This is a genomic window from Ideonella azotifigens, assembly GCF_021043325.1.
Lineage (GTDB): Bacteria > Pseudomonadota > Gammaproteobacteria > Burkholderiales > Burkholderiaceae_C > Ideonella > Ideonella azotifigens.
This window is the reverse complement of the sequence record NZ_JAJNKD010000019.1, coordinates 83,541-105,182: the sequence shown is the minus strand read 5'-3', so window position 1 is coordinate 105,182 and position 21,642 is coordinate 83,541. Positions and strand designations below refer to the sequence as shown.

Here is a 21,642-nt window from a genome sequence, read left to right as displayed (position 1 = left end):
TCAGGGCGCCAGCGGACGCCAATCCAACGGCACCCAGCCCTGGCCGTCCGGCGTGCCAGTGGGCACGGCCTGCGCAGCGGGCAGCTTGCCAAAGGCGGCCAGTCGCGGCAGCAACTGCGTTTCGGCGGCCTGGCGGAAGTCCTGCTGGTTAGCACCCAGCACGGCCAGCGTCTCGCGGCGCATCAGCTCGGCGATCTGCGCTGGCGTCGCAACTGCCACGGCGTTGCCGCCACCCAAGGTATCGGCCACGCTGGGATAGCGGCGCGCGATCGCGTCTTCGGCCTTGGCCACCAGCGCGGCGTCCGGCGAGAACAGCCACCAGTCGCCCGCGCGCTTGAAGGCCAGGCGGTAGGCCGAGCCTTGCTTGGCGGGCTTGGCACCGTAGGGCGCGCTCACTTCCGCGGCGGGCTGGCCTGGCTGCCAGGCGGCGCTGCTGGGCAGCCACCATTGCATGAAGGCTTGCAGCGTGGCCGCGTCCGGCGGCGTGCCTTTGGCGTGGGCCACCAGCAGGGGGGTGTGCAGCTGCGAGCCGGCGTACCAGCAGACGGCGGCCGGGCCGTCGAAGCGCTGGGCCATGTCGGTCAGCGCGGCGCGCACTTCGGGCGGCAGCTCGGGGGCGGGCGTGTCGCTGCTGGCTTCGGCGCTGGCGTCGTCCGTCGTGGCGTCGCTGGCGGCATCGGCTGCGGCGGCCTTGGGCGTCTTGCTGCCGTCCAGCACCGGCCGGGCCAGCGCCCAGTTGACCGGCAGCGCGGCGCAGGCGGCCGGCTGCGAGGGCAAGGCCGCCCACGGCGAAGCGGGCCATGCGCCGCCCTGGCGCAGCCAGGTGTGCAGGGCCGTGCCGCCGGGCGCCACGTCCACCCGCAGCGCCTTCAACGCCGGGAAGAAATGCTGGTAACCGAAGGCCAGCAGCGGGCCGCTGGCGACCAGTGTGTGGTCCGCACCCGGTGCACCGGCAAGACCGAAGTGGCGGCGCCACAGGCCCTGGTCGCCACTGCTGCCTGAGAGCAGCGCGCTGAGGACTTCGGCGGCGTGGTCGTCGGGGTTGCGCTCGTCGTCGAACAGCAGGCCAGGGTCCGACAGCACGACCACGCGGTTGCCCTTGGCGGCCAGCGCCAGCGTGCGCCGCGGCGAAAGCGTCAGCGCGTAGACGGTGAGCTTGTCGCGCCCGAAGCGGGCCAGCGGCACCTCGGCCAACACGCTGAGCTGCTTGTCGTCCAGCGCCAGCGTGGCCAGGCCCTGCACTGCCTTGGCCAGCGTGTCGCGGGTCATCGCCAGCGCCCAGTGGCGCGCGGCGCCGCGGTCGTCGGCCCACAGCGCGACCTCGGCCGGCTGGTCGAGTGCGAGCGTCAGCAGCTCGTCGCTGAGCTTGGTGTCGTGCTCGTAGGCAATGCGGCGGATGGCCCCGGCCAGGCCCAGCTTGTCCTCGTGGGCCTCGTAGTAGAAGGTGAAGTCTTCGGTGAGCAGCTCGCGCAGCACCGGCGCCTTCACCAGGTCCTGCGAGAGCTTCACCAGCGAAGGCGTGGCCACATAAGCGGCTGGCCGCTGCAGGTCCACGCCCAGCGCATTGATGCGCCCGGCAAAGTGGCTGCGCCCCAGCCAGACCGCGGCAGCCGCCACGCCCAGCAGCACCACCGCACCCACGGCGATCAGTTTTTTCTTGTGTTGCGCGAGCGTCACCTGCCCCTGCCCTCTTGTCATCTCGAACGGGCTGAGACTCTAACTTGCGGCTGCGACGGCGATGCCGCGAATCGCTCCCCATTCAGGGGGTTGCGGGCGTAACAAGGCGTCAACGCATCCGCGCCGATCAGGCAGGAGGTGCGCCTTCCGCCTGCAGCAGCAGGGCACGAACGGCCCGGTATTCCTCCAGCCGCGCGTGGTCCTTCTCGGTGGGATTGGGAATGCGGCTCAGGTCCATGTTCTCGGCGTTGTCCGCCAACTTGACGCTGCGGGCGATGGTGTCGACCGCAGCCCTCGCGGCGGCAGCCATCCGGGTTTCGCCGGGCCGCTTGGTCAGGGCCTCGACGGCCGCGACCACCTCGGGCGCGAAGCCTTCCGCCGCGAGCCGCGCCAGTGTCACGTCGGTGTCTTCCACCACGTCGTGCAGCACCGCGGCCATGCGCGCATGCTCGCCGCTGACCCGCAACATCACACGCAGCGGATGCAGGATGTAGGGCTGGCCGGCCTTGTCGACCTGTCCGGCATGGGCGGCCGCGGCGATTTCGATGGCGCGTTCGAGTGTCGACATGGTGAGGCTCGCTTGGGTGATGACAACCGCATCAATCGGTCTTGCTGGAAATGTAGCGCCAGCCCAAGCTCGCGGGGTGCGGCTGCCGTGGTGGCGCTACTTCTTCGCGTACGTGATCTTCTTGGCACCACCCTCGCAACTGCCGACCACCTTCGCACCGCCCACCTTGTCGCTGTCCACGACTTCGAGCACTGCGTTCGTCACGCCCTTGGCTTCGAGCTTGGCGGCGATCTCGGACTTGAGTTCTTCGCATGGCTTGGCCGCGCTTGCTTGCGCGGACACCAGGATGGCGAGCAGGAGGACGACGGCGTGTTTCATGGATGGGCCTTCAGGTCGGGGTGTTGGGGAAACCGCAGGTCTGGCAGGCCGTGGGTCAAACCGGCCCTTCTCCAAACCTGAACCACGGGGGCGAACGCTACAGGAAAAGCACGGCGAATCGCTGAACCGAAAAACGTCAAGATTCACGGGCCAAGCGGCTTCGGGCGATGCTGCGTGCACGGAACGCGAGGCGCAGCCGTTCATTCAACGCCGAGCGCGCCATCGTCGTCCGGCGCGTCCACAGGAGAAATTTTGTCCGCCCCTCTTGCCCATCTCACGCGCCGAAGCCTCATGGCCGCGGCCGCATTCGCGCCGTTTCTGGGAGCCGCGCGTGCTGCTGCGCCGAACGAAGCGCAACTGACCTTGTGGCCAGGTAACCCGCCCGGCGGAGGCGGCCCCGGCGGCGAGGCGATCACCGACAAGAAGGGCGCGGTGAGCAACATCGGCCGCCCCTCGCTGACGCGGATCGCCCCGCTGCAACCCAATGGCGCAGCCGTGTTGATCGCGGCTGGCGGCGGCTACAAGCGCATCGAGATGGCGATGGAGGCCGATCCGGCCGCTGCCTGGCTGGCGGCGCGCGGCATCACGGCCTTTGTCCTGAGCTACCGGCTGCCAGGCGAAGGCTGGGCCGCCGGCACTGCCTGCGCGCTGCAGGATGCGCAACGGGCCATCCGCCTCATCCGTGCGAATGCGCGAAGCTTTGGTGTCCATCCTCAAAAAGTGGGTGTGCTCGGATTCTCAGCGGGCGGCCATTTGCTGGGCCTGGCATCGGCCTGGTCCGACTTCGCGTCCTACACCGCGATCGACAGCGTCGACGAGCAGTCCGCCAAGCCCGATGCCTGCGCCCTCATCTACCCCGTCATCACGCTGGAGGCGCCCTACGACAAGACCTCGACCCGCAAGGTGCTTGTCGGCAAGGACCCATCCCAGGCGCAAGCACGCGAGTGGTCCGTGCAGACGCATGTGCGTGCGCGCTGCCCCGACATGTTCCTCGCGCAGGCCGAGGACGACCCGATCTCCGATCCTCACAACACGCTGATCATGGCCCAGGCCTGCCGCGATGCCGGTGTACCCGTCGAGATGCACCGCTTCACCAATGGCAAACACGGCTTCGGCATGGGCCGGCCAGGCACGGAGACCACACAGTGGCCCGAGCAGTACGCAGCCTGGTTGCGCGCCCGCAAGTTTCTGGGGTGACCCGCCACCCGCGACCGTTGGCTAGATTCGGTAGAAATAGGGAATGGCCGACACCGCAACGCCCGCCACGACCAGCAGCGCGGCATTCGGAATGAAATACGGCATCACGATCAGCACCAGGCCGCAGAGCAAGGGCACCACGGCCTGCTGCTTTCTCCCGTAAAGGAAATAGCCGGAGCCGATGGCGCCAAACAGCACGCTGAGCAACAACGCTGACGTGCTCATGCGCGCCACTGCCCGGCCAAACATGCCAACAATGCCGACCTCTGTTCCGGCGTGTCCACTGCCAGGCGCGTGAAGCCCTTGGCGGGCGGCAATTTCACGTCGGCAAACAACCCGGCCGGGTCTTCATGGAAGTGCAGCCAGGCCTCGCCGCGGCGGTAGAAGATGCCGGGCTTGCGTTCCGTGAGGCCGGGCAAGGCGCGAATGTCGGACAGCAGCGGCGCGATCAAAGTCAGCGTTTCGGGGCCGGCATGTTTCATGAGGCTGGCCCGGGCGGCAAGGCAGGCAAGCGCACCTCGAACCGACTTCCCTGCGCATCACTGCTCGCCTGCAACGTCCCACCCATCGCCTGCACCAGGCTGAGCGACAGCGAGAGTCCCAACCCGGCCCCGGGCACCGGCCCGTGCTCGCGGCCAAGCCTGTTGAACGGCTGGAAGAGTTGGCGCATGCGGTCCGGGGCGATGCCGAGGCCTGTGTCCTGCACGGCGATGACCCAGGCGTTCGCGTCGGATACCAGTTCGGCCGACAGCGTGACGCTGCCGGCGGGCCGGTTGTACTGGATGGCGTTGGCGAGCAGGTTGATCAGGACCTGGGTCAGGCGGGTGCGGTCGGCCTGAACGGTGGCGTCTTCGGGCGGCGGTGCCAGGTGCAGCGTGATGCCGGCGGCCTGGGCTTGCGCCTGGACCAGCGCCAGCGCGTCGGCCAGCAGCGGGGCCAGCGCCAGCGGTGCGGGCTGCATGGACATGCGGCCGGATTCGATCAGAGAGACGTCCAGCAGGTCGCCGATCATCGCCAGCAGGTGTTCACCAGCCTGGCGGATCTGGCCGATCTGGCGGCGCTGGCCTTCGGAGAGCGGCGGCTGGCGGCCCATTTCCAGCAACTGCGCAAAGCCGAGCACGGCGTTCAGCGGCGTGCGCAGCTCGTGGCTCATGTGCGAGAGCAACCGGGTCTTGGCGGCGCTGGCGGCTTCGGCGGCGAGCTGGTCGCGCCGGGCCTGCTCCAGCGCTTTTTCGACGCTGGCGTCAGCTTGCGTGCCGTACATGCGCAGCGGCTGGCCGTTGGCGTCGCGCTCGACGATGCGGCCACGCTCTTCCAGCCAGCGCCACTGGCCATCGGCCGCCTTGGCGCGGTAGACGGTGCGGTAGAGCGGGCTGTCGCCGCGTAAATGGGCCTGGTAGGCGGCCTCGGCCTGGGCGATGTCGTCAGGGTGGATCAGCGCGGTCCAGTCGGCCTGGGTGTTGCCGATCTGGTGCGGGGCGTAGCCCAGCATCAGCGCGCCTTCGTCGATGTCGCCCAGCACGTCGCTGCGAATGTCCCACTCCCAGACGAAGGCGCCGGCTTCGCGCAGCGCGCTGCGGGTCAGCGTGAGCGAGGCCGGCGCGGCCAGGTTTTGCTGTTCCAGCCAGGTGGCCAACAGGGCGGCGGCAGCATCGATCAGCGGAGCGACGGTGCCGGGCTCGACCGGCACGCCATCCGGTGCGGGCATCAGCCAGAGTTCGCCGACCTCGTGGCCGGCATGGCGCAGCGGCAGACGCTGGCCGGTGCCGCGCAACAGTGCCGCGTCGGCCTGGATGCCGCCAAGCCAGGGCGGGGTGCCTGCCGGCTGGGCGTGGGCAAGAAGCCCGCAAGGGCGGTCCAGCAGATGGGCCACGGACCGGGCCAGGCGCTGCAGCGCATGACCGGCATCGCGGCGCTGCAAGTGGTCCAGCAGCGCCGCCTGGGCTTCGCGCCAGACCGCTTCAGCGTGCATGGCGCGACTTCCTCAACAGCTCAGTGGCCGTGCGGAAGGTGTTCGCCGTCCTTCAGCTTGTAGACGGTGCCGCAGTACGGGCACTTGCCCTGGCCATCCTGGCTGAGGTTCAGGAACACGCGGGGGTGGTTGCTCCACAGCGGCATGCGCGGGTTGGGGCAGAACAGCACGCCCTCACCCTGCAGGTCCTTGGCGGTGACTTCGACGGTGGCGGCAGCTTGGGTTTCGCTCATGGCAGTGATGCGGTGAAGAAAGGGGAATCAGACCAGCGTCAGCCAGTGGGCGTACTTGTCGTTGCGGCCGTTGACGATGTCGAAGAAGGCGCTCTGGATCTTCTCGGTGATCGGGCCACGCGAGCCGCTGCCGATCTCGATGCGGTCCAGCTCGCGGATGGGCGTGACTTCCGCGGCGGTGCCGGTGAAGAAAGCCTCGTCGGCGATGTAGACCTCGTCGCGCGTGATGCGCTTCTCGACCAGCTTCAGCCCCAGGTCTTCGCAGATGTGGAAGATGGTGTTGCGGGTGATGCCGTTGAGCGCACCGGCCGACAGGTCGGGCGTGTAGACCACGCCGTTCTTGATCACGAACAGGTTCTCGCCCGCGCCTTCGGAGACAAAGCCGTTGGCGTCCAGCAGCATGGCTTCGTCGTAACCGTCTTCCGTGGCTTCCATGTTGGCCAGGATGGAGTTGGTGTAGTTGCTCACCGCCTTGGCCTGCGTCATCGTGATGTTGACGTGATGCCGGGTGTAGCTGCTGATCTTCACGCGGATGCCGCGCTTCAGGCCTTCTTCGCCCAGGTAGGCGCCCCAGGTCCAGGCGGCGACCATCAGGTGCACCGTGTTGCCCTTGGGGCTCACACCCAGTTTCTCGGAGCCGATCCAGGTCAGCGGACGCAGGTAGCAGCTTTCCAGCTGGTTCTCGCGAACGACCTGCTTCTGCGCCTCGGCGACCTGCTCGTAGCTGAAGGGGATCTTCATGCGCAGGATCTTGGCCGAGTTGAACAGGCGCTCGGTGTGCTCCTTGAGCCGGAAGATGGCCGTGCCCTTGGGCGTCTTGTAGGCGCGCACGCCTTCGAAGGCGCCGCAGCCGTAGTGCAGCGTGTGGGTCAGCACATGGATCTTGGCGTCGCGCCAGTCGACCAGCTGCCCGTCCATCCAGATCTTGCCGTCGCGGTCTTCCATGCCCATGGGAAATCCTTGTGAGTTCGGTGCGTTCAAACGAAGCGGAGATTTTAGGCGTCGGCGCCGGCCGCGCGGCGCAACTGCCATTCCGCCACCTTGCCGCCCTTGAGCAACACCTCGACCGAGTCACCGTTGCCGTCGGTCCAGACGAAGCGCTCATCCGGCGGTTCCGACACCCGGTCCCCCAGGCTGCCGGTGATGCGCAGCACATCCAGCAGCGTCAGCCCCTTGCGCAGCTTGGCATGCAGCATCACCGCATTGGCCACGCTGCCCAGCGGCGCCTTGCCGGCTTCGCCCAGCGCGCGCACCGAGCGGCTGAACTGCAGCAACAGCCAGAAGACCACCACCGTGCCCGCGAACAGCAGGCCCTGCCAGCCCCATTGGAAATAGCCAGCCACCAGTGCCAGCGCGGCCAGCGGCCAACCCCATCGTGCATCCATCTGAAAACTCTTGCTCGCGACCCAACGAAGGCGGGATTGTGCCGACTGGGACGGCAGGCCAAACGGCGGTTTCCCACATGGCTGCAGGATTTGCTCGGCACCTGGCGCAACACCTGCCGCGCCACCGTCACTTCTTCTGGGCGGCCGCCGCGAACTTCAGGATCTGTTCCAGCGTCACAAAGCCTGAATGCGCAGCATCGATCTCATCGAACTTCGCGGCCACGCGCGGCATGCCGGCCTGCGCCTCGGCACGGCTGAGCTTGCCGTCATGGTCGGCATCGGCCTTGGTGAAACGGTCCTGGATCTGCTGCTTCATGCTGTCGGCGGACGGGGCTGTCGCCTGGGCCTGGGCGCCGGTAGCCGCCAGCAGGGCTGCGGCGGCGAGCACGAAATGAATTTTCATGAGAGGTTTCGATGGGTATGGGGAGGCTTGGCAGCGTATCCGAAGACCCGAGCCGATGGCCTCGGCGCCATCTGACATTGCAATCTATGCCGGGTGTTGCACTTCAGAATTGAGACCGCCGTGGCAAACAATGGCCGGCCGTGCCAACGAGCAGCGAGCCGGCTCACTGCGATCGCGATTCCACTGCCCTGCAGACCAGTTGATGCCGATTGGCAAGTGCATCCTTCTGAATGGCCAAGGCCACCCTCTCTGCCTGATCGAAATTTGCAAGCGGCAACAACATGCCGCCCTGAGTGTGAATGCCCAGCATCAACGCGATGGCGGCCTCGCGCTCCAGCTTCGCATGCTTCTCCAGCATCTCAACGACAAACTCCATCGGTGTCGTGTCGTCATTCAGCAATTCAATGCCTGTTGTGAAACCGGGAGGTACCAGCTTTTCCATCGCCAGCAGCCGCGCTGACGGTGGGAACACGGGTGAGGCCGCGAGTTGCTGGGCCAGTGGGTGAGCATGGCCCCTGGTGGCGTGCAGGTACAGGCCCCAAAGCACTTCGCCATCGGTCGACAGCCCGCCACGAGTCTTGCCGGGAATGAGATTCATGAGCAAGAGAAGCCCGTTGACAAAGGTGAACGTGATGACGACGCTGCGTCCACCGACCGACTGCGGGGCGCCGTGAAGCGCCACTGCGGCCAGGGTCAACGCCAACAGCCCGGCTTGCGCCAGGGCACCCGCGCCATAGATCCAAAAAGCAGGGACGAGACTGCGCGGCGCCTGGACGAGACACGCGCCGCCCAGGCCTGAAATGTCCACGGCGAAGACCTTCAACCCGAAGGCGCGCGCGGCTAAGAAATGGCCGAATTCGTGAATCGCAATGAGCGCAGCGTACGCGAGGCAATAGAACACCGCGCCAAGTACGCCGGGATTGGCGACGCAAGAGATCAACAATCCGCCAGCCGGGAACGACCAGTGGACGAACACAGGGACGCCGCGCAGCGTGGCCACCTTCAAGCGCCCCCGCTGCGCCTGTAGATCGGCCTGGAGGGCTGCGGTGGGCGAGTCCTCCGCCGCTCTAGGCTGATCCAATGCAACGCCAAAGCGCTGCAGCAACGCATTCACGATGCAGAAGATCACGATGATGCAGACCGACCATCGCAAGAAGCCGGCGAATCCTTGCGTCTGCGATCCGAGCCGGGACTCTGGCGCCAGGATGCCGGCCGCGAGGCCAGCGAATTGCAGGACAACCTGCAGCGCAATGAGTCCGTATCCGAGGTGGGTGAACCGCAGTTGAGCAGCAACTTCCCGGCCGTCGCGACGCCTGTATCGGAACCAGAGGAAAAAGGGCAGGTAGAGCACGCCTCCAGCCAGCAGGCAAAGACCGATCAAGACCAGGATCACTGAAATTTTCATGAGCGGATGTGACTTGCGACAACGGGCGCGGCATGGACCACGCATCGGATTGTGCGATCGGCGCACGGCAGAAACGCCAGGCCTGCCAGTCGATCCTTCAAAAGATGCCGAGACCCAGCCGAAGGCAAGTTCGACCTATGCCGGCCTTGGCTTGCGCGAGTTCGCGAAAGGCGTGGATGAAGCTGCCAGGGCGGATGCCGAGCAGGCCGCCGCCGCGGGTGGAAAAGTGTTCGGGAGCCGCATCGGGCGCGAAGACCCGGCCCAGCATGTACTGGCCACGCAACACCACCCTGAAACCGGCATCCGGATAAAGGAGGTCTTACGGGCTGCCAGGCAGGTTGCGGCACAGCTCAACCCCAGCGTTGCCGTCGCTGCGCTGAAATGCCAGGGCCGGCAGCGTGAACCTGGATTTCGAATTGCCGAAGCCGGGGAATTGAACTGTGAACATTGCAGGCACCTGCGCCGGGACTGCAAAGAAGATTTTGTAGAGCGTCGGGGCTTTGTCGTGCATCGAGCGGATGCTGCTGAAACCAGCGATGGGCACGGCCGCCCGAGGCCCGTCACTCAGCACCCAGTATTCGGCCTTGGCGAGTTGCAGCGGAATGGCGACGCTTCCAAAGCCAGCGACAGCGACGTCTGCGGTTGTCGCGGGCTCGGTCCCTGCCGGGACCATGATGTTCAAGACGATGCCAGGCTTGATGGGCGACTCGGCCCGGAAATCCGTCGCCACGCTCAGCCGAACTTCGCGTTTGCTAGGTGCACCTTGCATGTAGACAAGCATGGTTCCCCCGCACTCCACCTGCGCCAAGGCCGCAGAGGAAAAAAGCAGGAGACCTGCTGCCACGAGGATTCGATCTGTCATGGAATGGCACGCAAAGATAGAGTTCGATGGCGGCATCGCCGGCTGGTGGGCCGGTACGATTTCGGCGCATCGGCGACAAGCAGCCTCACTCGTCAGCACCCAGTCTTTGGACTGCCGCCGACACCCGGCGCACACGCTGCAAGGCGCCGCGATTGGGAGTATTCACATCCAGCGCACGGCCCGGGCCTCGACGTCGGCCAGCCAGGCTGCATCCAGGTCGGCCAGCGCGAGTGACAGTGACGCTGCGCGAGCGACAGCGTGATCGCGCAGCCGATGCCCCCAGCCGCGCCGGTGACGACGGCGACACGGCCGCTGAGGTTCATGGGTGGGGTCATCGGGGTGGCGCCTGTTGAGCGGAGTCGGGCTGGGCCAGGTAGGCGGGCGAAGTCCGCGCTCATCGAGCTGACGCTACTGTTCTTTTGGCGAGGCGCTGAGCGGCGCAGCTCAGGCGGCAGGTTCAAGCCGGCCGACGCGTCCGCTGCGCAGCGCATCTGCCCAGTCGCCTCGGCCGTTTTCGTCGGCGCGGCTGGCGGCGGGCTCGAAGTCGTAGGGCGTGGCCATCAGCGCGAGTTGCCAGCCGGTGGGGCCAAGTTCGGCCAAGGCCCAGCAGGCTTGCGGGTGGCCGGTCTCGACCCAGTGCGGATGCGGGTGCACGTCGTCATAGGCCTGCAGGCCGACGCTGCCGGGGTTCAGCAGCAGCGTGTGGCCCTGCGCTGCGGTGCGCGGCACGTGGCTGTGGCCGCAGGCCAGCAGCGTGGGCTGCACAGGCTGGTGGGCCAGGCCGGCGAGGCGGACCTGCAGCTCCGCAGCAGTGGCTGCGCGCAGGCTCAGCGTGGTGGGTGTGGGGTCGGCCGGGTCGAAGCCAGGTACCACGGTTTCGAGCAGGTATTGCAGGTCGTCGGTCGGCGTGCCGTGGCAGCAGAAGACCTGCTCGCCGCACCAGCGACTGGGCGGCAGCGCGGCCAGCCAGGCGCGCTCGGGCGCGCCGAGTTGCGCGGCGGCAAACGCGTCGCTGGCACCCATGCGTTCGCGTGGCAGCGTCAACACCTGTCGCTCGTGGTTGCCCGCGATGGTCGGCCAGTCGCGTTGCATCAGCCACTGAACGGTTTCGCGTGGCCACAAGGGGCCGGAGGCGATGTCGCCGAGGTTGACCACGGTGTCGACGCCGGCAGCGGCAATCTGCGCGGCCACGGCCTCCAGCGCAGGCAGGTTGCCGTGGATGTCGGAGACGAAGGCAATTCGGTTCATGACTGACCGGGGTCGGTGCGGGGCGGGCTGGTGGCCTCGTCCCAGCCATAGGCGCGCTCGACCTTGGCGATGCGCAGTTCGTAGTGGGTGTACCACTCGGCCCGGCCGCGGGCGCGGGTCTGCGCATGGTCGAGCTGGTTGCGCCAGGCGGCGATGTCGGCCAGCGAGCGCCAGTATGAGACGGTGATGCCCAGGCCATCGGCCCCGCGCGCGCTTTCCACGCCCAGGTAGCCGGGCTGTTCACGCGCCAGCAGCACCATGTGTTCGGCGGCCTCGCCGTAGCCACCGTCAGCCTCGGTGCGCTGGCTGGTGAAGATGACCGCGTAGTACGGCGGCTGAGGGCGGGGGGCGAAGCCCGGCGGCGGCAAGGCGTCGGCGGAGGCAGGTGGCAGCATGCGTGTCAATGGCGAATGCGTGGGAGGTCCGCCACCATAGTACAAAAGCAGCTGCGCAAGGCGCGGCATGCCGCCCCCCCCGAGGCCCTGCGCTCAGCCGTGCTGGGAGACGGTGTCGAGCTGGAACTCGGCCACCGCGCTGGCCAGGCGCACGGCCTGCTCCTGCAGGCTGGCGGCGGCTGCGGCGGCCTGCTCGACCAGCGCGGCGTTCTGCTGGGTCATCTGGTCCAGCTGGGTCACCGCGATGTTGACCTGGCCGATGCCATCGCTCTGCTCGGATGCGGCCGTGGTGATTTCGCCCATGATGTCGCTGACCTGCTGGATGCTGCGCACGATCTCGCCCATGGTGTCGCCGGCGGCGTGCACCTGCTGGGTACCGGACGCGACCTTGGTCACGCTGTCGCCGATCAGATGCTTGATCTCCTTGGCGGCCTGGGCCGAGCGCTGGGCCAAGGTGCGCACCTCGCCCGCCACCACGGCGAAACCACGTCCCTGTTCACCGGCCCGGGCGGCTTCCACCGCCGCGTTCAGGGCCAAGATGTTGGTCTGGAAGGCAATGCCGTCGATGACGCTGGTGATGTCGGCAATGCGGCTGGCGCTGGCATGGATGTCGCCCATGGTGGCGACCACGTCGGCCACCATCTGCCCGCCGCGCGCCGCCACTGCAACGGCGGAGTGCACGAGCTGGTTGGCCTGCACCGAAGAGGCGGCGCTTTGGCGAACGGTGCCGGTGAGCTGCTCCATCGCGCTGGCGGTTTCCTCCAGGTTGCTGGCGGTCTGCTCGGTGCGCGCACTGAGGTCATGGTTGCCGGCGGCGATCTGGGTGGTGGCGGTCGTCACGTTGTCCACCACGCCGCGCACTTCGCGGATCGAGTGCTTCAAGGCATCGCGCATCGCATCGAGCGAGCGCTGCAGCTGGCCGGTTTCGTCCTGGGCGTAGTCGCCCAACGCGCGGCCGCGCAGGTCCAGGCTGGAGATGGCTGCGGCCATCTGCTGCGAATGGCGCAAGGGGCCGGTGATGCTGCGCGTCAGCAGCCAGGCCAGCACCAGACTGATGCCGACCGACAGCGCCGCACTGCCCGCCAGCACGGCCAGCATGCGGCGGCGCAGATCGCTGACCAAGCCGGCGCGCGCATCCAGGTCGTCCCGCTGCCGCGTCACCACGGCCTTCACGGCCTCCAGGTAGGCATTGGCCGCGGGCTCGAAATGCTCGCTGAAGGCACGGCTGGCGGCCGCCACGTCGCCCGCCTTCTTGAATTTCAGCACCTCGTCGCGCCCGTTCTGGTAGACCTGGCGCCTGGCCTTGACCTGCGCCATGAGCTCACGCTCGCTGTCATTGCTGACCCGGTCATCCAGCGCCTTCTGCAGCTCGCCGGTCAGGCGCACGGACTCGGCATTGGCCGGTGCGAAATAGGCCTCCAGGCTGTCGTCGCTGCTGCGGGACACCGCAGCGCGGCGCTGGATGGCGGCCGCCAGGCTCATGCGCCAGTCCACGGCGAGTCGCTCGGTCTGGATGTTCTGCTGCAGCATGGTGTCGATCTCGCTGCCCAGTTGCTGCAGCATCACGGCCGCGAACATGAAGGTGCCGAGCGACAAGGCCAGCATCGTGCCGAGCACGGTGGCCAGTCGCTTGCCAATGGAGAGATTGCTGAGGAACGACATGGGGGCAACTTTCACAAAAGGAGGACGCGGCCCGGGCCGACTCGGCCACAGGGTCCACAGTTCACTCGATTTTGTGATCGCTGCACTGCAGCAAAAGCCGCGAAGTGCGCCGGCTTCCCCGGCCGTCTTCAGGCGGCCGGCCCAGCAGTGATGCCGGTTGGCATGCCTGGCTGGTGCACCGCCATAGTACAAAGCAGCACATGAAAGACCTGCTCACCCCTCGCCGCCGCTGGTGGGCCCTGGCCGTGTTGTGCCTGGGCGTGCTGATGATCGTGCTCGACAGCACCATCGTGAACGTCGCGCTGCCGTCCATCCAGGCCGACCTGGGCTTCTCCGAGACCGGGCTGGTGTGGGTCGTCAACGCCTACCTGCTGAGCTTCGGCGGCTGCCTGCTGCTGGGCGGGCGGCTGGGCGACCTGTACGGCCACCGTCGATTGTTCCTTGCGGGGCTGGTGCTGTTCACTGCCGCCTCGGCGGCCTGCGGGCTGGCGCCTTCGCAGGCCACCCTGATCGTGGCACGCGCGGTGCAGGGGCTGGGCGGCGCAGTGGTGTCGGCCGTCTCGCTGTCGTTGATCATGAACCTGTTCACCGAGCCGGCCGAGCGCGCGAAGGCGATGGGCGTGTACGGCTTCGTCTGCGCGGGCGGCGGCAGCATCGGCGTGCTGCTGGGCGGGCTGTTGACCGGCAACTTCAGCTGGCACTGGATCTTCCTGGTCAACCTGCCGATTGGCGTGGTGGTGTACGCACTGTGTGTGGCGCTGCTGCCAGCCGGGCACACGCCGCCTGAACAGCAGAAGCTGGACGTGGCTGGCGCGATCCTGGTCACTGCCGCGCTGATGCTCGCGGTGTACGCCGTGGTCGATGGCAACAGCGCCGGCTGGACCTCGGTGCAGACGCTGGGCCTGCTGGCCAGCGCGCTGGTGCTGGGCGGCGCCTTCGTGTGGACCGAGGCGCGGGTGGCGCACCCGCTGATGCCGCTGGGCCTGTTCAGGCTGCGCAGCGTGGCGGTGGCCAACAGTGCGGGCGTGCTGTGGGCCGCGGCGATGTTCGCCTGGTTCTTCATCTCGGCGCTGTACCTGCAGCAGGTGCTGGGCTACGCGCCGATGCAGGTCGGCCTGGCCTTCCTGCCGGCGAACCTGATCATGGCGGTGTGTTCGCTGGGCCTGTCGGCCCGCATCGTGATGCGCTTTGGCATCCGCGGGCCGATCGCCGTGGGTTTGGCACTGGCGGCGCTGGGACTGCTGCTGTTCTCGCAGGCCCCGGTGGCAGCCAGCTTCTGGCTGCACGTGCTGCCGCCGATGCTGCTGCTGGGCCTGGGCGCCGGCATCGCGTTCAACCCGGTGCTGCTGGCCGCGATGAGCGAAGTCAGCCCGGAAGACTCGGGCCTGGCATCGGGCCTGGTCAACACCGCCTTCATGATGGGCGGAGCACTGGGGCTGGCGGTGCTGGCCAGCCTGGCGGCCGGTCGCTCGGAGGCGGCAGCGCTGGCCGGGCTGGACCCAGCCGCCGCGCTGAACGCCGGCTACCAGCTGGCGTTCAAGCTGGGCGCGGCGTGTGCGCTGGTGGCAGCGTTGATGGGCGGACTGCTGTTGCGCGCCGGCGGGCCGGGGGATGCTGCGGCCGGCAGCACCACCCCTCATTGAAGGCCCCGGGGCTCCGGGCTCACCCTGGGCAGCGGCCTGCCGCGATGGGCGCACACTCCGCCCGTCAGTCCACCTCAATCAATCAAAGGAGCGCTTGATGGCGAACTACGTCGATGGATTCGTGATCCCGGTGCCGCTGGACAAGCTGGCCGACTACAAGAAGATCGCGCGCAAGGCCGGCAAGATCTGGAAGGAACACGGCGCGCTGCAATACGTCGAATGCGTGGCCGACGATGCCAAGCCCGGCAAGCGCACTTCGTTCCCGCAGAGCGTGAAGCTGAAGGAAGGCGAAGTGGTGATCTTCTCGTTCATCGTCTTCCCCTCGCGCAAGGAACGTGACCGCATCAACAAGCTGGTGATGAGCGATCCGCGACTGGCCGAGATGATGAACCCGGAGGCCATGCCGTTCGACGGCAAGCGCATGTTCTGGGGCGGGTTCAAGGCCTTCCTGGAACTTTGAAATCAGTCCAGCGACCGCATCAGGTCAATCGCCTGCTCAATCCGCTCCACGGCGTGAATCGTCAGGCCTTCGATGGGTTTCTTGGGCGCATTCGCCTTGGGCACCACCGCCACGCTGAAGCCCAGCTTGGCGGCCTCCTTCAAGCGATCCTGCCCGCGCGGCGCCGGCCGCACTTCGCCGGCCAGCCCGACCTCGCCAAAGGCAATGAAGCCACGCGGCAAAGGCTTGCCCCGCAACGAACTCTGGATCGCGATCAGCACCGCCAGGTCGGCCGCGGGCTCGCTGATGCGCACACCCCCCACCGCGTTGACGAACACGTCCTGGTCCATGCAGGCCACACCCGCATGCCGGTGCACCACGGCCAGCAGCATCGCGAGCCGGTCGCGGTCCAGGCCGACTGAGAGGCGCCGCGGGCTCGGACCGCCCGAGTCCACCAGCGCCTGGATCTCGACCAGCAGCGGCCGCGTGCCTTCCAGCGTCACCAGCACGCAGCTGCCAGGCACCGGCTCGCTGTGGGTGGACAGGAAGATCGCGCTGGGGTTGGACACGCCCTTGAGCCCGCGCTCGGTCATCGCGAACACGCCGATCTCGTTGACCGCGCCAAAGCGGTTCTTGATCGCCCGCACCAGCCGGAAGCTGCTGTGGGTGTCACCCTCGAAATACAGCACCGTGTCGACGATGTGTTCCAGCACGCGCGGCCCGGCCAGCGCGCCTTCCTTGGTCACATGGCCGACCAGCACGATGGCGCAGCCACCGGACTTGGCCGTGCGCGTGAGGTGCGCGGCGCACTCGCGCACCTGCGAGACCGAACCCGGCGCGCTGCTCAGTTGCTCGGAGTACATGGTCTGGATCGAGTCGATCACGCAGAAGGCCGGCCGCTCGGCCTCGATGGTGGCGAGGATCTTCTCCAGGCTGATCTCGGCCAGCACGCGCACCGCAGCGCCCGAAAGGTCCAGCCGGCGCGCCCGCAGCGCGACCTGTGCGGTGGACTCCTCGCCGGTCACATACAGCACCTTCATGCGCGAAGCCAGTGCGTCCACCGCCTGCAGCAGCAGCGTGCTCTTGCCGATGCCGGGGTCGCCGCCGATCAGCACCACGCCGCCTTCGACGATGCCGCCGCCCAGCACCCGGTCCAGTTCGTCCAGCCCGGTAGGCGTGCGCGCCACATCGCCGGCCTCGATCTCGCTCAGCGTGGCCACGGGCTGCGACTTGGCCAGCGACTGGAAGCGATTCTTGGCGGTACCGGCCGCCGGCTCGGCCACGCCTTCCTCCAGCGTGTTCCAGGCCTTGCAGTGCGGGCACTGGCCCAGCCACTTGGGGCTGGTGCCGCCGCATTCGGTACAGGTGTAGATCGTCTTGGCCTTGGACATGAGGGGCATTCTGGCAGCGCCCTAAACTCGGCTCCCCGCTTCGCAACGTCACGCCCCATGGACTTCTCGACCTGGCTCCCGTTCTTCTTCGCCACCGTGGCCATCAGCCTGTCGCCTGGCCCCGGCGCAATCGCCGCAATGGGCGCTGGCCTGAACCATGGCTTTCGCCGCGGCCAGGTCGTGGCCTTCGGTCTGGGGCTGGGTGTGATCACGCAATTGCTGGTCGTTGGCGTGGGCCTGGGCGCGCTGCTGGCCACCTCCGAGACGGCATTTGCGGTCGTCAAGTGGGTGGGCGCGGCCTACCTTGTGTACCTGGGTGTGCAGCAATGGCGCTCGCCGGCCAGCCCGATCACCGCCAAGGACGCGACCAGTGCCGACGCCGCCCAGGCCGTGAGCCGCAAGAGCATCTTCCTGCGCGGCTGGATGGTGAACGCGATGAACCCCAAGGGCACGGTCTTCCTGCTGGCCGTGCTGCCGCAGTTCATCGACATGAGCCGGCCGCTGCCGCTGCAGTACCTGCACATCGGCGCGACCTTCAGTGTGGTCGAGTTCTGCGTGATGACCGGCTACGTGGCCCTGGCCAGCAAGGTGCTGGGCCTGCTTCGCGAACCCCGCCAGATCCGCTGGATGAACCGCAGCTTCGGCAGCCTGTTCGTCGCAGCCGGCGTGTTCCTGGCGACGTTCAAGCGGGCGGCTTGAGTTGGCAGCGCTTGTTACGTCTGGTTAATCCGCCGTGGCGTGCAAGCCGCAATTGCCCTTGCCGAGTCGCCCGCTCACTGCCCAGACGCGGGAATTCATCGAAAATCCGATCCATTGGCCACCGGGGGGTGGCTTTTTCGCCTGTGGACAGGATTTGTGATGAAGAAGATTTCGATGGCCCGCATGGTTGCCTTGGCCGCCGCCACGCTGCTGAGCTCCGCCGCGATGGCTCAACAAGCGCCGAACAGCCGCCTCTATGTCAACGGCGCAGTCGGCGCCAGCCACTTCGATGCCGATTGCGCCGGCACCGAGTCGTGCGACAACTCCGGCACTGGCGCCCGCGTGATGCTGGGCTATGAGCTCGGTGGCGGCTTGGCTGGCGAAGTGGGCTACATGTCGTTTGGTGAAGCCAAGGCCACCGTCGACGGCGTGCGCGCCAAGATCGAAGCCGGCGGCTTCCTGCTGGGCGTGGCCTTCCGCGCGCCGTTTGCGCGCGACTGGGATGCCACCGCACGCCTGGGCGTGATCAGCATGAAGACCAAGGTCAGCGCGACCGACGGCGTCAACCGCGCATCCGACGACGAGACCAACACCGCCGCCTACGCCGGCCTGGGCCTGGGCTACGCGCTGAGCCCGGCGCTGCACGTCGAGTTGAACGTGGACTTCAGCCGCGCCGAATACGCGGACGCCCAAGCCGACCTGCGCAACTTCTCGGTCGGCCTGCGCTACGCGTTCTGAGCCCGAGGGCCACGCGCCCTTCGCTCGCCTGAAGCCCGCATCAGCGGGCTTTTTTCATGGCCAAGCTGCTGGGAACAGCCCTCAGAATTCCTGCACCGTCGGGCGCAGCACGATCTCGTTGATGTCCACGTCGGCCGGCTGTTCGATGGCGTAGGCAATCGCACGGGCCACCGAGCTGGCGGGGATCTGGTTGGCTTCGTAGAAGGCGTTCACGCCGGCAGAGGCTTCTGCGTCGCTGGTGCCCAGCTTCAGTTCCGAGGCCACCGCGCCAGGCGACACGATGGTCGTGCGCACGCCGGCCGGGGCTTCGGCGCGCAGGCCTTCGGAGATCGCACGCACCGCGAACTTGGTCGCGCTGTAGACCGCACCGATGGGGCTGAAGACCTTGAGGCCGGCCACCGAAGCGATGTTGACGATGTGGCCGCTGCCTTGCGCCTTCATCGTCGGCAGCACCGCGGCCACGCCGTAGAGCAGGCCCTTGATGTTGACGTCGATCATGCGGTCCCACTCGTCGACCTTGAGCTTGTCCAGCCCGGCCAGCAGCATCACGCCGGCGTTGTTGACCAGCACGTCGATGCGGCCGAAGGCCTTCAGAGCGGCGGCAGCCAGCGCGTCGAGGTCGGCACGGTGGGTCACATCGGTGGCTTGCACCACGACTTCGGCGCCAGCGTCGCGCAGCTCGGCGGCCAGCGCCTGTAGGCGGTCGACACGGCGGGCCGCCAGCACGAGGCGTGCACCGCGGGTTGCCAGCAAGCGGGCTGTGGCTTCGCCCAAGCCGCTGCTGGCACCGGTGATGACAACGACCTGGCCGCGGATGGAATCTTGGGATTGAGACATGGTGGGCTCCTGAAAGAAGGGGGTTGGAAAGACTCAGTGAAGCCAGTGTCTGATTCGCTCGAATGCTTGTATATGGAACCCTGGCGAGTTCAGAATTCCGCCATCAGGAACACCCAACCGCAACCGTGAACAATCCGCTTGAAGCCCTCCGGGTGTTTTGCTGCGCCGCGCAGGCGCGCAACTTTCGCGACGCCGCGCAGCAGCTGGCCGTCTCGCCGCAGGTGGTGACGCGCGTGGTGCGCGAGCTGGAGGACACACTGGGCGAACCGCTGTTCCACCGCAGCACACGCGGCGTGCGGCTGACGGCCTTTGGTGCCCAGCTGGTGGAACGCGCACGCAGCGCATTGGCCGGCGTGGAGGCCTTGTTCCCGGTGCGCGGCCAGCCGGGTCAGGTCAACGAGACGACCAGCGGGCTGGTGCGGGTGACAGCGCCACGCTTCCTGGGCCGCGCGCCTTTGATGGCAACGCTGGCGCCGCTGCTGGCCGCCCATCCCGGGCTGGTGCTGGACCTGCGGCTGTCCGAAGTGAGGGCGGACGTGGTGGACCAGCAGATCGACATTGGCGTGCGCATTGGCCCGATGCGCGACAGCGGCTTCGTGGCCCGCGCCGTGGCGCAGGTGCATTTCCACGTGGTGGCCACGCCCACACTGGTGGCGCGCGTGGGCGCGCCGCAGACCATCGCCGAGTTGCTGGACCAGCGGCCCTGCACCGCGATGATCGACCTCAACAACGGCCGCCCGTGGAACTGGCTGTTCCGCGGCAGCCGCCAGCAGGCGCCCGCCGTTCCCGCCTTTGTGACCGACGACCCGGAGGCCGAACAGGCCGCCGTGCTGGCCGGCATCGGCTTTGGCCAGTTGCCGGACTTCCTGGCCCAGCCGGCGCTGCGCGAGGGCCGGCTGGTCAGCGTGCTGGATGCAGAAGCGCCGAAGCCCTGGCCGGTGCACGTCTACCGTGCACGCCAGAGCCCCGTGCCAGCCCGCGTGCGGCTGGTGTTCGAGGCCCTGGTGCAGGGCCTCGCGAAGTTGCCAAGCAGCAGCGCCTAGCCCTCCCAGCCGCCACCCAGCGCACGGATCAGCGCCACCGTGCTCTGGAACTGCGCGCCCTGGATCTGCACGGCCTGGCGCAGGTTGCGCAGTTCGTTGCGGCGGGCGTCGAGCAGGTCGAGCTGGCTGACCAGGCCATTGCGGTAGCGCACGTCCGACAGCTGTGTGGCGCGCGTCGCCGACTTGACGGCCAGCGCCAGCACGGTGGACTGGGCCTGCAGCAGTTCCAGCGAAGTCAGCTGGTCCTCGACCTCGCGCAGTGCGGTCAGCACCTGGCCGCGGTAGCTCTGCAACGCGATCTGCGCGTCGGCTGCGATGCGGTCTTCGTTCGCCTGGCGCCGGCCACCGTCGAAGATGGGCAGCGACAGCAGCGTGCCGACCGACCAGGCGCGGGCTGACCAGCGGAACACGTCGGACAGCTCGGACGATGCAGAGCCGCCGGTGGCGGTCAGCGTCAGGTCCGGCAGCCAGGCCGACTGGGCGACGCCCAGGCGCGCCTGCGCGGCCATCAGCCCGCGCTGGGCTGCGGCCACGTCCGGCCGGCGCGCCAGCACGGCGCTGGGCAGGCCTGCGGGCACGGTGGGCGGTGCGGCGGCCCAGGCGGTGTCGGGCAGCGTGAATTCGCTGGCCGATTCGCCCAGCAGCACGGCCAGCGCGTTTTCCAGCGCAGCACGCTGGCGGTCCAGCGCAATCGCGTCGGACTCGGTCGCTGCCACTTCGGTGCGGATGCGCTCGACGTCCAGCTCGGCCAGGTCACCGGCGGCGCGGCGCCGCTCGGTGAGCTTGAGCGTGTTGCGGTAGGCGTCCACCGATTCGCGCACCAGCCGGCGCTCGACGTCGGCCTCGCGCAGTGCGAAGTAGGTCTGCGCGACCTGGGCCTGCACCAGCAGCTGGGTGCTGCGCAGCGTGGCTTCGCTGGCCTGGGCGTCCAGCTCGGCGGCCTGGCTGCCCAGGCCCAGCTTGCCGAACAGGTCCAGCTCCCAGGCCAGGTTGGCGCCTGCCGTGCCCTGGTTGTAGACCGGGTACGGTTGCACGCCTGCCGTGGTGTCGGTCGCGCGGCTCACGCCGGCGCTGGCACCCAGCTGCGGCAGGCGCTGCGCATCGGCCGTGCGCAGCCCGGCGCGGGCCTGCTGCAACCGTGCCGCGGCGATCTTCAGGTCGGTGTTCTGCGCCTGCGAGCGGGCGATCAGCTGGTTCAGCAGCGGGTCGGCGAACACGGTCCACCAGGCGCCGCGGTCGGCCGCATCGGCCGGCGCCACGGCCGCCCAGTGGCCTTCGGCTGGCGCGCTCTGCGTTGTCTTGAAGGCCGGCGGTGCGGTGGGCAGCGTGGCCGGATCGACAGCGGGCGCCGAGACGCAACCGGCCAGCACCAAGGCGGCAAGCAGCGGCGTCAGCGAGCGCTTCGAGGCAAGCGAAAAGAGGTTTCTCATTGGAATCTCCAAATTTCTCACGGAGCCGGCGCCGGGCCGCCCCAAGGCGGCCGAGCAACCCGCCCGGCGGGTGGTCTCACGCAATCGTGAGACCGGG

Annotated in this window: 25 protein-coding genes; 6 read left to right on the top strand and 19 right to left on the bottom strand. The window is 68.0% G+C overall.

Annotated elements, in window-relative coordinates; genetic code table 11:
• From LRH25_RS27610 to LRH25_RS27600, 3 genes are all read right to left on the bottom strand, one after another.
• Complete coding sequence (locus tag LRH25_RS27610) at nt 1–1,677, bottom strand: DUF2138 family protein (protein ID WP_231012924.1); 1,677 nt, start codon at nt 1,675–1,677, stop codon at nt 1–3.
• Between the two features lie 127 nt (nt 1,678–1,804).
• The gene (locus tag LRH25_RS27605; protein ID WP_141289780.1) at nt 1,805–2,245 is read right to left on the bottom strand and encodes an HD domain-containing protein; all 441 of its coding nucleotides are present in this window, start codon (nt 2,243–2,245) and stop codon (nt 1,805–1,807) included.
• 96 nt (nt 2,246–2,341) lie between these two features.
• Nucleotides 2,342–2,563 carry a DUF1161 domain-containing protein gene (locus LRH25_RS27600; protein ID WP_141289779.1) on the bottom strand — a complete coding sequence of 74 codons (222 nt, stop codon included), beginning with the start codon at nt 2,561–2,563 and terminating at the stop codon, nt 2,342–2,344.
• 291 nt (nt 2,564–2,854) lie between these two features.
• On the opposite strand from LRH25_RS27600, the gene LRH25_RS27595 reads away from it, so the two are divergent.
• Nucleotides 2,855–3,760 carry an alpha/beta hydrolase gene (locus LRH25_RS27595; protein ID WP_141289778.1) on the top strand — a complete coding sequence of 302 codons (906 nt, stop codon included), beginning with the start codon at nt 2,855–2,857 and terminating at the stop codon, nt 3,758–3,760.
• A 21-nt stretch (nt 3,761–3,781) separates the two neighbouring features.
• Here LRH25_RS27595 and LRH25_RS27590 read toward each other — a convergent pair whose 3' ends face one another.
• From LRH25_RS27590 to LRH25_RS27530, 13 genes are all read right to left on the bottom strand, one after another.
• Nucleotides 3,782–3,985, bottom strand: coding sequence for a hypothetical protein (locus tag LRH25_RS27590; protein WP_141289777.1), 204 nt, complete (start codon nt 3,983–3,985; stop codon nt 3,782–3,784).
• Nucleotides 3,982–4,212: a hypothetical protein gene (locus LRH25_RS27585; RefSeq protein WP_141289776.1), complete on the bottom strand. Its 231-nt coding sequence runs from the start codon at nt 4,210–4,212 to the stop codon at nt 3,982–3,984. The genes LRH25_RS27590 and LRH25_RS27585 overlap by 4 nt, the downstream gene beginning before the upstream one ends.
• 26 nt (nt 4,213–4,238) lie before the next feature.
• Nucleotides 4,239–5,732 carry a PAS domain-containing sensor histidine kinase gene (locus LRH25_RS27580; protein ID WP_231012923.1) on the bottom strand — a complete coding sequence of 498 codons (1,494 nt, stop codon included), beginning with the start codon at nt 5,730–5,732 and terminating at the stop codon, nt 4,239–4,241.
• Between the two features lie 20 nt (nt 5,733–5,752).
• Nucleotides 5,753–5,965 carry a zinc-finger domain-containing protein gene (locus LRH25_RS27575; protein ID WP_141289580.1) on the bottom strand — a complete coding sequence of 71 codons (213 nt, stop codon included), beginning with the start codon at nt 5,963–5,965 and terminating at the stop codon, nt 5,753–5,755.
• Nucleotides 5,966–5,992: 27 nt separating this feature from the next.
• Nucleotides 5,993–6,916 (bottom strand): branched-chain amino acid transaminase, encoded by a 924-nt coding sequence (locus LRH25_RS27570; protein ID WP_141289579.1) that lies wholly within the window; start codon nt 6,914–6,916, stop codon nt 5,993–5,995.
• Nucleotides 6,917–6,960: 44 nt separating this feature from the next.
• A complete protein-coding gene (locus LRH25_RS27565; protein ID WP_141289578.1) occupies nt 6,961–7,350 on the bottom strand; it encodes a hypothetical protein in 390 nt (129 codons plus the stop codon).
• A 127-nt stretch (nt 7,351–7,477) separates the two neighbouring features.
• On the bottom strand, nt 7,478–7,753 hold the full coding sequence (locus LRH25_RS27560) for an EF-hand domain-containing protein (protein ID WP_141289577.1): 276 nt from the start codon (nt 7,751–7,753) through the stop codon (nt 7,478–7,480).
• A 163-nt stretch (nt 7,754–7,916) separates the two neighbouring features.
• A complete protein-coding gene (locus tag LRH25_RS27555; protein ID WP_211361494.1) occupies nt 7,917–9,158 on the bottom strand; it encodes an ATP-dependent Clp protease adaptor ClpS in 1,242 nt (413 codons plus the stop codon).
• Between the two features lie 97 nt (nt 9,159–9,255).
• Nucleotides 9,256–9,426: a hypothetical protein gene (locus LRH25_RS27550; RefSeq protein ID WP_170200988.1), complete on the bottom strand. Its 171-nt coding sequence runs from the start codon at nt 9,424–9,426 to the stop codon at nt 9,256–9,258.
• 51 nt (nt 9,427–9,477) lie between these two features.
• Nucleotides 9,478–10,020 (bottom strand): hypothetical protein, encoded by a 543-nt coding sequence (locus LRH25_RS27545; protein ID WP_141289576.1) that lies wholly within the window; start codon nt 10,018–10,020, stop codon nt 9,478–9,480.
• Between the two features lie 444 nt (nt 10,021–10,464).
• Nucleotides 10,465–11,268, bottom strand: a complete 804-nt coding sequence (locus tag LRH25_RS27540; protein WP_231012922.1) for a metallophosphoesterase family protein — start codon at nt 11,266–11,268, stop codon at nt 10,465–10,467.
• Entirely contained in the window at nt 11,265–11,663 is a 399-nt protein-coding gene (locus tag LRH25_RS27535) for an antibiotic biosynthesis monooxygenase family protein (RefSeq protein WP_141290142.1), read from the bottom strand. Before LRH25_RS27535 ends, LRH25_RS27540 begins: the two co-directional genes overlap by 4 nt.
• Before the next feature lie 93 nt (nt 11,664–11,756).
• Complete coding sequence (locus LRH25_RS27530; protein WP_141290141.1) at nt 11,757–13,325, bottom strand: methyl-accepting chemotaxis protein; 1,569 nt, start codon at nt 13,323–13,325, stop codon at nt 11,757–11,759.
• Between the two features lie 200 nt (nt 13,326–13,525).
• On the opposite strand from LRH25_RS27530, the gene LRH25_RS27525 reads away from it, so the two are divergent.
• The gene (locus LRH25_RS27525) at nt 13,526–14,968 is read left to right on the top strand and encodes a DHA2 family efflux MFS transporter permease subunit (protein WP_231012921.1); all 1,443 of its coding nucleotides are present in this window, start codon (nt 13,526–13,528) and stop codon (nt 14,966–14,968) included.
• 97 nt (nt 14,969–15,065) lie between these two features.
• On the top strand, nt 15,066–15,428 hold the full coding sequence (locus LRH25_RS27520) for a DUF1428 domain-containing protein (protein WP_141289769.1): 363 nt from the start codon (nt 15,066–15,068) through the stop codon (nt 15,426–15,428).
• Nucleotides 15,429–15,430: 2 nt separating this feature from the next.
• Here the strand turns inward: LRH25_RS27520 and radA are convergent, their stop codons facing one another.
• Nucleotides 15,431–16,798: a DNA repair protein RadA gene (gene radA, locus LRH25_RS27515; RefSeq protein WP_141289770.1), complete on the bottom strand. Its 1,368-nt coding sequence runs from the start codon at nt 16,796–16,798 to the stop codon at nt 15,431–15,433.
• A 57-nt stretch (nt 16,799–16,855) separates the two neighbouring features.
• Between radA and LRH25_RS27510 the strand changes: the two genes are divergently transcribed.
• Nucleotides 16,856–17,497: a LysE family transporter gene (locus LRH25_RS27510; protein ID WP_141289771.1), complete on the top strand. Its 642-nt coding sequence runs from the start codon at nt 16,856–16,858 to the stop codon at nt 17,495–17,497.
• A 159-nt stretch (nt 17,498–17,656) separates the two neighbouring features.
• Nucleotides 17,657–18,235, top strand: a complete 579-nt coding sequence (locus LRH25_RS27505; RefSeq protein WP_141289772.1) for an outer membrane beta-barrel protein — start codon at nt 17,657–17,659, stop codon at nt 18,233–18,235.
• A gap of 81 nt (nt 18,236–18,316) precedes the next feature.
• Here the strand turns inward: LRH25_RS27505 and LRH25_RS27500 are convergent, their stop codons facing one another.
• Nucleotides 18,317–19,072 (bottom strand): SDR family oxidoreductase, encoded by a 756-nt coding sequence (locus LRH25_RS27500; protein WP_141289773.1) that lies wholly within the window; start codon nt 19,070–19,072, stop codon nt 18,317–18,319.
• 125 nt (nt 19,073–19,197) lie between these two features.
• On the opposite strand from LRH25_RS27500, the gene LRH25_RS27495 reads away from it, so the two are divergent.
• A complete protein-coding gene (locus tag LRH25_RS27495; RefSeq protein WP_231012920.1) occupies nt 19,198–20,115 on the top strand; it encodes a LysR family transcriptional regulator in 918 nt (305 codons plus the stop codon).
• Here LRH25_RS27495 and LRH25_RS27490 read toward each other — a convergent pair.
• Entirely contained in the window at nt 20,112–21,545 is a 1,434-nt protein-coding gene (locus tag LRH25_RS27490; protein WP_231012919.1) for an efflux transporter outer membrane subunit, read from the bottom strand. The genes LRH25_RS27495 and LRH25_RS27490 overlap by 4 nt on opposite strands.
• Nucleotides 21,546–21,642 lie beyond the last annotated feature (97 nt).

Bases quoted from the DNA above. Each gene is read 5' to 3' on its own strand.
- LRH25_RS27605 (WP_141289780.1), bottom strand. From the start codon at position 2,245: ATGTCGACACTCGAACGCGCCATCGAAATCGCCGCGGCCGCCCATGCC.
- LRH25_RS27600 (WP_141289779.1), bottom strand. From the start codon at position 2,563: ATGAAACACGCCGTCGTCCTCCTGCTCGCCATCCTGGTGTCCGCGCAA.
- LRH25_RS27595 (WP_141289778.1), top strand. From the start codon at position 2,855: ATGGCCGCGGCCGCATTCGCGCCGTTTCTGGGAGCCGCGCGTGCTGCT.
- LRH25_RS27590 (WP_141289777.1), bottom strand. From the start codon at position 3,985: ATGAGCACGTCAGCGTTGTTGCTCAGCGTGCTGTTTGGCGCCATCGGC.
- LRH25_RS27580 (WP_231012923.1), bottom strand. From the start codon at position 5,732: ATGCACGCTGAAGCGGTCTGGCGCGAAGCCCAGGCGGCGCTGCTGGAC.
- LRH25_RS27575 (WP_141289580.1), bottom strand. From the start codon at position 5,965: ATGAGCGAAACCCAAGCTGCCGCCACCGTCGAAGTCACCGCCAAGGAC.
- LRH25_RS27570 (WP_141289579.1), bottom strand. From the start codon at position 6,916: ATGGGCATGGAAGACCGCGACGGCAAGATCTGGATGGACGGGCAGCTG.
- LRH25_RS27565 (WP_141289578.1), bottom strand. From the start codon at position 7,350: ATGGATGCACGATGGGGTTGGCCGCTGGCCGCGCTGGCACTGGTGGCT.
- LRH25_RS27560 (WP_141289577.1), bottom strand. From the start codon at position 7,753: ATGAAAATTCATTTCGTGCTCGCCGCCGCAGCCCTGCTGGCGGCTACC.
- LRH25_RS27555 (WP_211361494.1), bottom strand. From the start codon at position 9,158: ATGAAAATTTCAGTGATCCTGGTCTTGATCGGTCTTTGCCTGCTGGCT.
- LRH25_RS27550 (WP_170200988.1), bottom strand. From the start codon at position 9,426: ATGCTGGGCCGGGTCTTCGCGCCCGATGCGGCTCCCGAACACTTTTCC.
- LRH25_RS27545 (WP_141289576.1), bottom strand. From the start codon at position 10,020: ATGACAGATCGAATCCTCGTGGCAGCAGGTCTCCTGCTTTTTTCCTCT.
- LRH25_RS27540 (WP_231012922.1), bottom strand. From the start codon at position 11,268: ATGAACCGAATTGCCTTCGTCTCCGACATCCACGGCAACCTGCCTGCG.
- LRH25_RS27535 (WP_141290142.1), bottom strand. From the start codon at position 11,663: ATGCTGCCACCTGCCTCCGCCGACGCCTTGCCGCCGCCGGGCTTCGCC.
- LRH25_RS27530 (WP_141290141.1), bottom strand. From the start codon at position 13,325: ATGTCGTTCCTCAGCAATCTCTCCATTGGCAAGCGACTGGCCACCGTG.
- LRH25_RS27525 (WP_231012921.1), top strand. From the start codon at position 13,526: ATGAAAGACCTGCTCACCCCTCGCCGCCGCTGGTGGGCCCTGGCCGTG.
- LRH25_RS27520 (WP_141289769.1), top strand. From the start codon at position 15,066: ATGGCGAACTACGTCGATGGATTCGTGATCCCGGTGCCGCTGGACAAG.
- radA (WP_141289770.1), bottom strand. From the start codon at position 16,798: ATGTCCAAGGCCAAGACGATCTACACCTGTACCGAATGCGGCGGCACC.
- LRH25_RS27510 (WP_141289771.1), top strand. From the start codon at position 16,856: ATGGACTTCTCGACCTGGCTCCCGTTCTTCTTCGCCACCGTGGCCATC.
- LRH25_RS27505 (WP_141289772.1), top strand. From the start codon at position 17,657: ATGAAGAAGATTTCGATGGCCCGCATGGTTGCCTTGGCCGCCGCCACG.
- LRH25_RS27500 (WP_141289773.1), bottom strand. From the start codon at position 19,072: ATGTCTCAATCCCAAGATTCCATCCGCGGCCAGGTCGTTGTCATCACC.
- LRH25_RS27490 (WP_231012919.1), bottom strand. From the start codon at position 21,545: ATGAGAAACCTCTTTTCGCTTGCCTCGAAGCGCTCGCTGACGCCGCTG.